General features: G+C 44.2%; 14 protein-coding genes. All 14 read left to right on the forward strand.

Annotation, left to right across the window (positions count from 1 at the left end; genetic code table 11):
• The first annotated feature begins 5 nt into the window (after positions 1 to 5).
• Genes F0227_RS14455 through F0227_RS14520 form a run of 14 tightly spaced genes read left to right on the forward strand, consistent with a single transcriptional unit; the run spans position 6 to position 11,368 of the window.
• Positions 6 to 185: a Flp family type IVb pilin gene (locus F0227_RS14455; protein WP_171753932.1), complete on the forward strand. Its 180-nt coding sequence runs from the start codon at positions 6 to 8 to the stop codon at positions 183 to 185.
• A gap of 51 nt (positions 186 to 236) precedes the next feature.
• Positions 237 to 1,118 (forward strand): Flp pilus assembly protein CpaB, encoded by an 882-nt coding sequence (gene cpaB / locus F0227_RS14460; protein ID WP_171753933.1) that lies wholly within the window; start codon positions 237 to 239, stop codon positions 1,116 to 1,118.
• On the forward strand, positions 1,111 to 2,508 hold the full coding sequence (locus F0227_RS14465) for a type II and III secretion system protein family protein (protein WP_171753934.1): 1,398 nt from the start codon (positions 1,111 to 1,113) through the stop codon (positions 2,506 to 2,508). The genes cpaB and F0227_RS14465 overlap by 8 nt, the downstream gene beginning before the upstream one ends.
• Positions 2,509 to 2,515: 7 nt before the next feature.
• Positions 2,516 to 3,139 (forward strand): CpaD family pilus assembly lipoprotein, encoded by a 624-nt coding sequence (locus F0227_RS14470; protein ID WP_171753935.1) that lies wholly within the window; start codon positions 2,516 to 2,518, stop codon positions 3,137 to 3,139.
• Entirely contained in the window at positions 3,136 to 4,293 is a 1,158-nt protein-coding gene (locus F0227_RS14475) for an AAA family ATPase (RefSeq protein WP_171753936.1), read from the forward strand. Before F0227_RS14470 ends, F0227_RS14475 begins: the two co-directional genes overlap by 4 nt.
• The gene (locus F0227_RS14480; RefSeq protein WP_171753937.1) at positions 4,293 to 5,636 is read left to right on the forward strand and encodes a CpaF family protein; all 1,344 of its coding nucleotides are present in this window, start codon (positions 4,293 to 4,295) and stop codon (positions 5,634 to 5,636) included. Before F0227_RS14475 ends, F0227_RS14480 begins: the two co-directional genes overlap by 1 nt.
• Positions 5,633 to 6,550 carry a type II secretion system F family protein gene (locus tag F0227_RS14485; protein WP_253822111.1) on the forward strand — a complete coding sequence of 306 codons (918 nt, stop codon included), beginning with the start codon at positions 5,633 to 5,635 and terminating at the stop codon, positions 6,548 to 6,550. Before F0227_RS14480 ends, F0227_RS14485 begins: the two co-directional genes overlap by 4 nt.
• Positions 6,547 to 7,398: a type II secretion system F family protein gene (locus F0227_RS14490; protein WP_171753938.1), complete on the forward strand. Its 852-nt coding sequence runs from the start codon at positions 6,547 to 6,549 to the stop codon at positions 7,396 to 7,398. The genes F0227_RS14485 and F0227_RS14490 overlap by 4 nt, the downstream gene beginning before the upstream one ends.
• Complete coding sequence (locus F0227_RS14495; protein WP_171753939.1) at positions 7,395 to 8,138, forward strand: tetratricopeptide repeat protein; 744 nt, start codon at positions 7,395 to 7,397, stop codon at positions 8,136 to 8,138. Before F0227_RS14490 ends, F0227_RS14495 begins: the two co-directional genes overlap by 4 nt.
• Positions 8,135 to 8,581, forward strand: coding sequence for a TadE/TadG family type IV pilus assembly protein (locus F0227_RS14500; RefSeq protein WP_171753940.1), 447 nt, complete (start codon positions 8,135 to 8,137; stop codon positions 8,579 to 8,581). Before F0227_RS14495 ends, F0227_RS14500 begins: the two co-directional genes overlap by 4 nt.
• Positions 8,568 to 9,179 (forward strand): tight adherence pilus pseudopilin TadF, encoded by a 612-nt coding sequence (gene tadF / locus F0227_RS14505; RefSeq protein ID WP_253822112.1) that lies wholly within the window; start codon positions 8,568 to 8,570, stop codon positions 9,177 to 9,179. The genes F0227_RS14500 and tadF overlap by 14 nt, the downstream gene beginning before the upstream one ends.
• Positions 9,176 to 10,396, forward strand: a complete 1,221-nt coding sequence (locus F0227_RS14510; RefSeq protein WP_253822113.1) for a Tad domain-containing protein — start codon at positions 9,176 to 9,178, stop codon at positions 10,394 to 10,396. Before tadF ends, F0227_RS14510 begins: the two co-directional genes overlap by 4 nt.
• Positions 10,397 to 10,427: 31 nt before the next feature.
• A complete protein-coding gene (locus F0227_RS14515; protein ID WP_171753941.1) occupies positions 10,428 to 10,892 on the forward strand; it encodes a TlpA disulfide reductase family protein in 465 nt (154 codons plus the stop codon).
• Complete coding sequence (locus tag F0227_RS14520) at positions 10,892 to 11,368, forward strand: DUF4266 domain-containing protein (RefSeq protein ID WP_171753959.1); 477 nt, start codon at positions 10,892 to 10,894, stop codon at positions 11,366 to 11,368. The genes F0227_RS14515 and F0227_RS14520 overlap by 1 nt, the downstream gene beginning before the upstream one ends.
• The last annotated feature ends 19 nt before the right edge of the window (positions 11,369 to 11,387 follow it).

The following is an 11,387-nucleotide window of genomic DNA, read 5'->3' on the forward strand; positions in this document are numbered from 1 at the left end:
ATCCCATGTTTAATAAGAAGAAACAGCGCGGTGCCGCTGCCATTGAATACGCAATACTGGCCGCTGCCATGTCAGTTGTGTTGCTCTATTTTGTCGGCGGAAAAGATGGAAAGTTAACCACAGCGATCAATGGCACCTATGAGGTTGTCATTAAAAAGCTTGAATCGGCTCAGCAGTCTGATTAATGCGTCATTCATTGAACTACCAACAAGTCTAAAGTATTTAAAGGAATAATCATGACAGCAAAGCGACTTATGTTGCTGTCCTTATTGATGTCAGTGGTCGCGTTATTCGTGCTACTGACACAAGATAATAAGGCAACCGCCAGCAGCGTCCAACCTGCTGCTGAGCTCAATAGTAAAGTACTTATCTCTACGCAAACTATTCAGGTGGGTCAGTCATACAGCCCAAATATGTTTCGTTGGAAGGAGCTTCCTAACAGCGAACTGGTGGACTACATCGACTATGTTACACCTGAAGATATAAAGTCAGTGAACTTGGTATCGGGAATCGCTCGTACAAAATTCACCAAAGGGCAGGTGCTTTCATTAGCAGATATTGTGGAGCCAAAGGGCGGCTACTCTCTGTCGCTAAAGTTGCAAGCAGGTTTTAGAGCGATTTCAGTACCTGTTGATCAAGTCACCGCTAACTCTGGCTTTATTCAGCCTGGTGATAGTGTCGATATTCTCTTGTTGGCATCAAAAGATGGCGAGCTGCAACGTTATGGCAACTCATCACAGGGCTTATACGTCTCTACTATTGTTAGCGGTGTCAGAGTGTTGGCGTTCAACCATACTCTGTCTGCAGAATCATTCCAGCAAGCCAGAGACTCTTATAGTGAAGCGGGAATTCCTGATAACAGCACAGTCTCTTTAGAAGTCACGCCTGAGCAAGCAAACCAGATTGTACTGGCAAAGCAGCTTGGCAAGTTGACGTTAGCGCTCCGTAGTCAAAACCAATCTGATGTTGAAGGCATGGCTGAGCAACTGGTTAAAACAGCAACGGTGAACACCATTTCTCCAGATAATGCACAAGTGCTACCTGACGTTGGTTTGGTGGAGTTTAGAGCAGATAAAAAACAGGTAAACAATAAAACGGGAGAAGATGATAATGACTAATTCACGTTTTTTGTCGAGTGTTATTTTACTTTCAAGCCTATTGATTTCATTTGTTTCCTCGGCGGCAGTGTTAAATGTCACCATCAATGAAGCAAAGATGATCTCCTTGCCTGAAAAAGCAAAGTCCATTTTTATTTCTAGTACTCATATTGCTGACTACCAAACATTAACCAACACCAAAATAATGGTATTTGGTAAGAGAGCAGGCAGCGCAACCATCACCGTGTTAAACGAAAATGAGCGCGTTATCTACACCAATCAGGTTCGAGTTACCCACAATAGCCGTGAGTTTAATCGTCTGGTGAAGAGTAAGTTTCCTGAAGCATCGGTGACATCTGAATCCCTTGGTGGCAAGTTATGGTTAAAAGGTCAGGTTCCTTCTCCAATTATGGCGCATCAAATTGTTGCGTTAGCGAAAGGGTATCTGTCGCCAGTGGTCGAAGTAAGTAGCAGCGAATCGAAATCCAATTCGTCAGACGGACAAAGTTCATCGAACACATCATCATCGACATCATCTTCACCAACCACGCCGGAAGATGAGCTGGTGAATCATTTGGTTGTTACCATGCCAACCCAAGTTAATATCCGGGTAAAGATTGCTGAAGTTTCCAAAAATGTCTCCAATAAACTCGGCATCAAATGGGGTTCCATTGCAGATGGTATTGGTCAGTTCTCGTTCTCCAAACTGCCAGATGTGAGCAGTTGGAATAAACCAACTATTTCGGCGTTGATCGATGCATTAGCCACTAACGGTATGATGACTGTCCTCGCAGAACCTAACTTAACGGCAGTGTCAGGGGAAGAAGCGAGCTTTCTTGTCGGTGGAGAAATTCCGTTACCTCTAGTATTTGCCGATACCGCACAGATCGAATATAAGCCATTTGGTGTTAAGTTGGATTTCACGCCTACGGTTCTGAGCTCAAATAAGATCAGTTTAAAAGTAGCTCCTGAAGTAAGTAATGCCTCGATTGATGGGCAAACCACTTTAGGTGAAAACACCTACCCCTCATTTGTAACCAGACGAGCCTCTACCACCATTGAATTAGCCAGTGGTCAGAGTTTTGCTCTTGGTGGTTTGCTAAAAACAGAAGAAATTGAGCAGCTACAGAAAGTCCCGTTTATTGGTGAAGTGCCTATTCTTGGTTCACTCTTTCGCTCTACAGAGTTTACTCGTCGAGAGACCGAACTTGTCATTATTGTTACCGCGTATCTGGTTCAGCCGACACGAGCTGACTCCTTGCCACTTCCTACCGATGGTTTAGTTCCGTTAAGCGACTTAGAGCGCTTATTGGCATGGCCTCGAAAACAGGTAACTACATCGCAAAACAAAGCCAGTTATACAGACAATCAAAAACCTCGTCTGTTGGGTGACAACGGATTCTATTACTGAGGCAAGCATGAAACAAACTACATTATTACTGCCGCTATTTTTGGTGGTTGTGGGCTGCGCGCCAACTCCAGTTACACGTGAACCATCGATAGATGTGGTTGCAGTGACGAATACCTTAACCATCAACCTGTCTGGCTCCTCTTTAACGCAGGCGGAGCAACTTGATATCGCCCAATTTATTGAGCGAAAGGGCTTACCGTCAAATTTGATGGTAAAGCTGGAAAGTTATACGCCTAAAGGGAAAAAGCAACTTATTAAAGTGAAAAAACAGCTGCTAGCTAATGGCCTTTATCCATCACAAATCACCATGCTAAATAGCGAGGTGAAAGGGTCTGGTGACATCGCTGTTTTTGTCGAATCTTATCGTGCAAAAGTGCCCAAATGTCATGCCGGAAAAGCCGCCAAAAGTGTTATGTCGAGTTACAAGGGCCAGAATAACTTTGGTTGTGCTAACGCCAGCGCATTAGCACAAATGGTGGCAAATCCGAAAGATCTCATTGTTGGGCAATCTTTGGGAAACACCGAAGGTGAAAAAGCGGTGTCGACTATTGATGGCTATTTATCGCCATCGGTTTCAACTCAGCAAAGCAATCAAAATAACACTAATGGAACAACAGGAGCGGCTCAATGAAACATGTTAGTGACGTAACCGTTTTAGTCGCAGCCTCAGAACAACTTGATTCGTTTTCATTCACCCGCACATTGGCTGAGTTCGGCATCGTTGACGTAACCGTCTGTTCTCTTAACGAAGACGATATCATTCGCCAAGTACTGAGAAAAAACATCACAACTCTTTTCTTAGATGTGATGACGGTTGAGACGGTTGAAGCGCAAAAACTCATTCAAAGTATTGTTACCCGTACTAGCAGTAAAGTGTTTGCAATAGGTCAGTCTGAAGAGATCGCCACATACAGAAATATGCTGTCAGCCGGAGCGAGCGACTACCTTGTGCATCCTGTCGGTCTTGAAATGCTACAACGAATCTCTCTTGTTGCAGAAAAGAGTAATGATATTCAAAAAGGCAAGATTATCTCTGTTGTTAGCGCGAAGGGAGGCCTTGGTAGCACAACAATTGCAGCGACATTGGCGCAGCTACTTGCCAGACAAAACCAAACCGTTACCAGCGTTGACCTCGACTTCGCAATGGGAGATTTAGATTTACTGCTAAATGTTGAGAGTAATACCGCACTGGTTGAGTTACTGCAGTATCCAGAGCGACTGGAACCGATTTTATTTGAGCGCAGTGGCGTGGAAGTCTCTAAAACGCACACTCTGTTTACCGGTTACCTTCCGCTAGACGGTGCTCCGTTCTGGCCTGAAAAAAGTGCCTTAGAGCAGTTCAATCGATTCTGTTTACAAAGCTCTGAGTATGTTGTTATGGATATCCCAACCTACTCACTGCGCGATCAAGTTGGTCTTCAAGCTTTGAGAACCGCCGATTTACGAATTATTGTGGTTGATGCAACGTTAGGTTCACTTCGCAATGCCAACCAGATACTGAAGCAACTCCAAGCCGAATCTAATTTACAAAATATAGTGGTGCTAAATCATACGAAGTCGAACACCGCCTCGCTTATCTCCGTTAATGATGCAAAGAAAGCGTTGGGCGTCTCCATTGATGTTGTTATCCCGTTTGCACCTAATCATTTCATCGAAAAATCAGCACTTGGTCAGCCTGCTTACGTAGGTAATAAAAAAGTAAAAGCAGCCTTTCAGCTATTACTGGAGAAAATTACAGGACAAGCTAATCCAACGCGTCGCCGCTTTTGGAAAAGGGGAGCGTAATGTTTGGAAGCAATAGAAAAATCGAAACATCTCGTATTCCGCATCAATCCTTGATAAAGCAAGCGGAAGACGCGAATCCGAGCATGATTGAGTATTACTACCTTATTCATACTGAGGTGCTCCAAGCTATAGAGCCGTCAGTTGTCGTTACCTTAAGTGCTAAAGAGCTGGAATCTCGCATTTCAGGTTTAGTGACGGATATTGTAAGCAGTAAACAGTTACCTCTTGGCCATAGAGAGGTAGGGGTAGTTGTCGACAAATTACTGAATGAGTTCTTAGGTCTCGGGCCACTGCAACCTTTAATTGATGATGTTGGGATATCCGACATCATGGTTAATGGTCATAAGGAAGTCTATGTAGAACGGTCTGGAAAGTTGCAAAAAACAGCGGTTCAATTTAGAAGCGAAGAGCAGTTGCTGAACCTTGCTCGACGAATCGTCAGTAAAGTAGGACGTCGAATTGACGAATCAACCCCGCTTGTGGACGCCAGACTCGAAGATGGTAGTCGTGTCAATATCATGATTCCTCCTTTGGCACTGGACGGGACCTATATCTCTATCCGAAAGTTCAGCGAAGACAAGTTAACCCTAAGTCAGCTAGAGCAATTTGGCACTCTGTCGAAATCAATGGTCAAGCTGATAGATATTATCGTTCGCTCTAGGCTTAACGTACTTATATCTGGTGGTACTGGTGCGGGTAAAACAACGCTGTTAAATGCAATGTCTTTCAGCATTTCTCCTCAAGAACGCATCATTACCATTGAAGATACCGCTGAACTGCGGCTCCAACAGCCTCATGTTGTTCGTGCTGAAACTCGCCCAGCCAATGCAGAAGGCTTAGCTCAGGTAAGTCAGCGTGAGTTAGTGAAAAATGCCCTTCGTATGCGTCCAGATCGAATCATTCTAGGCGAAATTCGCGGAGATGAAGCTTTTGAAATGATGCAGGCGATGAACACCGGACATGATGGTTCATTGTGTACTCTGCACGCCAACTCAGCTTCTGACGCATTGGTTCGTATGGAAAACATGCTGATGATGAGCCAAGCAACTTTGCCGCTGTTTGCTTTGCGCCGCCAAATCTCTGACACCATTGATGTGGTTGTTCAAGTAGACAGAATGCGTGATGGTAAACGAAGAATCATCTCTATAACTGAAGTGATCGGACTGGAAGGTGAACAGTACGTAACACAAGATCTATTCGCTTTTAAGTCCACAGGCGAAGACATTCAAGGTGATCTCGTTGGGGTGCATGAGAGTGCTAAATGCATGCCGTCGTTCATTGAGAAATGTCGCCATTTCCAGTTGGACTCTCAGTTGCGTCAAGTCATGGAGCTGGAGAGATGACCTACTTTTTCCTATTTTCATTGATGATGATGGCTTCAATTTTTATCTTAAAAAGCCATTCAAAGCGCAGTAAGGTCAGAAAACGTCTAGTTGAACTGTCATGTGGGCAGAAAACGCGCACTGCTGAAGCTTCTATCAAGAAAATAATACCGTTTCAAGGCAATAGGAAATATGCACTACTTATTCGCATAGACGGCTTACTCACCTCATCGGATAGAGTGTTCATCGCCTTACTCGCTATCGCTCTACCTGTGGGGGGGTATTTTTCATTTGCCGATATTGCTGTTGAGTTTCAGTTCGCAGGTTCAGTTTCATTGTGGTTGCTATCCGTTTTTGCTCTAGCGACTTATCGAAGGCGCTTGCAAATTGAGGAGTTTGAAACAGGCATAGTTCACGTACTCGGCCTGGTGTCGCGTGCGGTGTCTGCTGGATTGTCTATTCCACAAGCGATAGATCAAGTGGCGCAAACACAGCCGGGAGTGTTAGGAAGAGAGTTCAGCCGGATAAGAGATAATTTAGCGCTCGGTTTAAGCCTACGAATTGCACTTGATGACGCTTGTATTCGCCTACCGTATAGCAGTTTTCGTTATTTCTCCGTCGCTCTGATCTTAAATCAGGCTAACGGTGGTCAGTTGCGAGAAATTCTTCACAGTTTAAGCCGAACCATGCACGACAATCGCGCCATGCGCAAAAAAGTAAAAAGCCTTACTTCAGAACCGAGAATGACCGCGATGTTCCTATCCATTCTGCCTATTGCTTTGCTCAGCATAATGGTGTGGTGGGAACCCACCATGGTCAGCCCCTTATTTGATTCCGACAGCGGGCAAGGTGTCATGACTTATGTTGGCAGCAGCATTGTTTTGGGGATTCTCTCTCTCAACGCAATGACCCGAAATAAGAGATTCAAATTATGATCTATCTTTCGGTAACTTTATTGACACTAGCCATGGTGCTTATTGTGGTCGCCAATCTCTCTTCATTTAAGAGAGACGTTGTTAGCCGACGGTTGATGTCTATTTCTCACTACACATATCGGAACAGATCATGGTTGAGTAGCTGGAAGCTTAAAGGCAATAAATCCCGCCGCAGAAAGCTCACTTTGATTGGCTGGCAACAGCCGAATGCTGAAGCGCTATTTGTTGTGTTTCGCTATCTGTTAATGACGTCAGCTGGCCTTGCTTGGTACGTTTCAAATATTGACACTTTCACGCCTTTCTCTCTAGCAGAATGCATTGTTATGGCAATGGTTTCAGGCATCTTGATTGATCGGTTATTGGACTGGAGAGTGAATCAGGTTAGAGCGGAGATCAGTAGAGTCACTCCCGATGCGGTGGACCTGATGGTGGTGTGTGTGGCTTCTGGATTAACGCTTGAAGCTGTATTTCGCTGTGTTGGAGAAGAGATGCGTCCGATTTCTGCTGCCTTATCTCGCGAATGGTTGGTGACCGCAACTGAGATTGCCGTTCTCGATTCACCTCAACAAGCACTGGTGAACTTAGATGAGCGAGTGCAACTGCCAGATATCAAAAATCTAGTGACCACCATGAATCAAGCGCTGCAGTTCGGTACTCCCATTGCTCAGGCGCTCAATTTGATTGCGTCAGACAGTCGTCAATATCACTTATTAGAGCTGGAAGAGTGGGCAGGGAAGATTCCAGCAAAAATGTCTTTACCCCTTGTTGTTCTCATCATGGTGCCGGTTGTTGTGATGATGGTTGCTCCTACTATGTTAAGTCTGTTTAAAACGTTGGGAAGTTTATGAAGAGTGTTTGTTCACTACTATTGCTATTGGCTCTATTTGGCTGTCAGTCCACAAACACTGTGCAGAATGAATATCAGCAAAATCTAAAAGTGGCAGAGCTGGCCCTAACAAATGGCCGCCCCGAAAGTGCCATGGACCTTTATCGTGAGATGCTAAAAGCATCGCCCAGCGATGCTCAGTTGCTGTTACTGATGGGCTCTGCGGCCAATCAATCAGGTCGTTATAACGAGGCCATGCATTACTTAAAGCGTGGTCGTGAGATTCGTCCATCAGGCATTATGCTGAGAGAGCTAGGACGGGCTCAATTGGCTATTGGTGAGCTTGCGGAGGCGGTTAATACCCTAGAAATTGCTGCCAAGATGATTCCCAATGATGATGTGGCATTAAACAGTTTGGGGGTCAGTTACTCACTCAACAAGCAGTACGCCAAAGCGAGAGAGTCTTACCAGCTTGCTATAGAGCATAAACCTTCAAGTATCGAATACCGAAACAACCTTGCCCTTGCATGGATGCTAGATGGCAATCCACAGCAAGCTATCCGAATTTTGTACCCAATATTCCAGCGTGGTGACGCCAGTGAAAAGCTGCGTCTTAACCTCGCATTAGCTTATGCATTAAAGGGGGATAGCGAGTCAGCAAAAGTGATTGCCCGAGACGATTTGTCTCAGCCGGAATTTGCTAATAACAGTCTCTACTATCAAGCCCTTGCGGATAATGTAGATAGAGAGAAAGCGAAATGATACGCCAACAAAAAGGCAGCCAAAGTATTGAGTTTGCCATGGTACTTATTCCCTTTTTGCTGCTCTTTATTGGTTTCTTTGAGATTAGCCGTGTTTTGTTGGTCAGTGCGATTTTTGAGTCAGCGGTCAGTGCCGGCGTTCGCGAGGTGCGTGTATTGCCACAGGGTCTTCGTGCGGAGCAGACATTTCGCGATGAAATTGACCAATTTCCCATGCTCGACGTAGATAATCTGACTATTACAGCAACTGGCTATGGCGTCTCTCTCAATGATATCGCCAACGTGGTGCCTGTCCTCAAAAGGGATGCCATTCTGGCTGAGTATCAGATTACCTATAATTATGAGCTGGTGATATTGCCAGGCTTGTCTGACTATTTTTCAGATTCAATCGACGATATGACAGAGTTGAATCGACGGGTATTGGTTAGCTATGACAATAAATAACAGTATGCCAATTGGTAAAATTTCAAATAATTCACCAAGGAATCAAGGAGGTTCAATTGCCATTGAGTTTCCACTTATCGTATTGATCTTCATGATTATCTTATGGGGTTTTGTCGCTGTTTTTCGTTTGTGCTACACACAAATTCAACTTGATAATGTCGCATATAATTTAGTTAATGCGGTTTCTAAAACGCAGAATGCTGTTAAAGACACATCAGGGAATATAAAGAACTATCTACCTAATAATTTCAATCTAGCGCAGACTCTGGTGACGCTCGCCGATCGATACCTTCCTGACAGTATCGAAGAGAGTGATATAGGCATCACTATAGAAAGCTACTTTTACGATAAAGAAAAGAAACTTTGGGTGCCGGAGCCTTATCATTCAGGGGTGCCTTGTGAAGTGAATAGGCCGATTAACCAATTGAATAAACATCTATCAGTTGTTGGCACAAAGAAATATAAGGCAACGTCAGAAAAGAATTCAAAACTGCTGCAGTTGAGTCTTTGTGTGAATGGCCTATTTGAAGATGAGTCTATATTTCCATTACCGACAAGTCTATCCAGTTCTTCTGTTCTAATTGGCAAAAATCTATGATGCGCTCTTCTGTTCATTTATCCAGTCTTCATCGAAAAGCGAATCGTCAGGTCGGTTCTATCACTATTTCATTTTTGGCTATGTTGATTCCAGTTCTGACGATGATTTCAATGACGCTAGCTATTTCTGCACAATTGATGACGGCAAATAGGGCAGCTCAAGGGGCTGAATCTGCATCATTGGCGTGTGCTTTTGCGGATAAAGCTGATTCCAGCATGTTGCAAGCCTACCAAGATTACTACAGTTCAAAGTTTTCTGGCTCCTATCAATTTCTACCAACCAACAGTAAATGCAAGTTTAGTTTAAGTAATAGGTTGTCATTGCCATTACCATGGTTTTCCGATTCAGATCTTACAAGCAATGTCGTGGCAGCAGGTGGAAACTTACAGGCTAGAATTGAGCAGTCTCATTCACCTATTCCAACAGAAGTGGTTCTGGTACTGGATATTTCAGGATCAATGGCAGGCAATATAAGTTCACTTAAGTCCATTTTAACGGACGCATTACGCACCATTGAGAATGACAGTGAACAAGCAAATGCTCTGGGTTCGGTAAGAATATCTATTGTTCCATTTGAGTCTGGAGTCTCGACGACTAAGCCACCTTGGCTAAGCAATGTCTCTTCTGGGGTTTATTGTATAGATGGCTTAGCTTACCAAAACGATACTTTCTCGGCGTCTTTGACGGTGGATAACTTGGCCACTCCACACTTTCGTCGAGCGGTTCGGTACGCGTTGGTTGACAACTGGTTATCGGATTGCAGCCCTACCTCTACTTTATTGCCTCTTACCAATCGATATTCAACGGTGCAGAACAAAATTAATAGTTTAGCGGTAAGCGGTGGAACTGCGTCCTACCAAGGGTTGATATGGGGGGTTCGTCAGTTGTTACCAAGTTGGCAACAGGCTTGGGGAGTAGAGGTAAATACATCAGCAGAAGTAAGGAAGAAATTGGTGCTACTTACTGATGGTGCAGACAACGATTACCGATTTGATGAGTTAGTGAATGCTGGTTTTTGCAGCAAAGTAATTGATCAATATGACATCGAGATGAACTTCATTGGTTACGGAGTAACTGCTGCTCGAATTGCCCAGTTTCAACAGTGTACAAACGATCCTAAAAAAGTGTTTAGTGCTCAGAATAAAACTCAACTCGATCACTATTTTTCGGAAATTCTGGCCGTGACTTATTCCGCTAAGTTGCTGCTTGGTAAATAAATAATCCTAATAATAAATAATGGAGAACAGTATGTTTCAAAGGATTTTTGCTCTTTTAATCTTATCTATTTCTTTGCCGGTATCGGCCTATCAAGAAGGTGACACACTTTCAAAAGAAGTGCTCATTAGACTCAATATAGACTCTAGTGAATTAACCATTGTCGACTTTTTTGCTGAATGGTGTGTCTCCTGCAAAGAGGAGTTACCCGAGGTTAACCAGTTAGCTCATGAGCTAGAAGGGACAGGCGTCTCAATTAAAGGTGTCGATGTGGATGAGAGTGTTGAGGTTGGATTGCAGTTTCAGAAACAGCTAGGGCTAACATTCCCTGTTGTTAACGACCCTAATCAAGAACTTATCGCCGAGTTTAAACCCATTGGAATGCCTGCTCTGTATTACATCTACCAAGGTCAGGTACTCAAAATACGTTTTGGTGCTATTAACCATATCCGCGACGTCATCATTGGCGATTTGACCGCAATGGGAGTGCAATTGTGATGGCTAATCGAACGCTAATCTTGAGTGCGCTGGTTTTCTCAAGCTTTGCCCACTCTTCAGTAAAAATCGATTTAAGTGGCTTGGGTAACAAGAGTCAGAAGACGCAAGTCGTCGTTTCACAAAACGGCAATTTTGAAGAAGAAGTTATCTCTAGCAAGGTGTACAGCAGTGCCGGCTCTGACTTAGGTGTGCGCCGAAATATTGAGTTGGTTAAACCACGTAGTGAGCAGTTTCAGCTAGATAAAGATACCGTGATTGAGCCAGAAGAGGAGAGTCCTTCCGCTTTAGCTTTTGTTGATGAGGCCTTGGGTATTGAACAGGTGAAACCATGGGAAAAGGGCACGCTGGCCAAAAAAGAGATGAAGCCCGGTGGCCTTATTCCTGAGTTTGACCTGTTCTCAGAAAAAGTATTTGCCTATAAGCAAGGCTCCGTAGGTGGCAGTGGTGTCGGCGGCGGCGGTTGCGGTTGTAACTAGAGTCTACAGACTTTTATAG

The organism is Vibrio sp. 99-8-1, assembly GCF_013114595.1.
Lineage (GTDB): Bacteria > Pseudomonadota > Gammaproteobacteria > Enterobacterales > Vibrionaceae > Vibrio.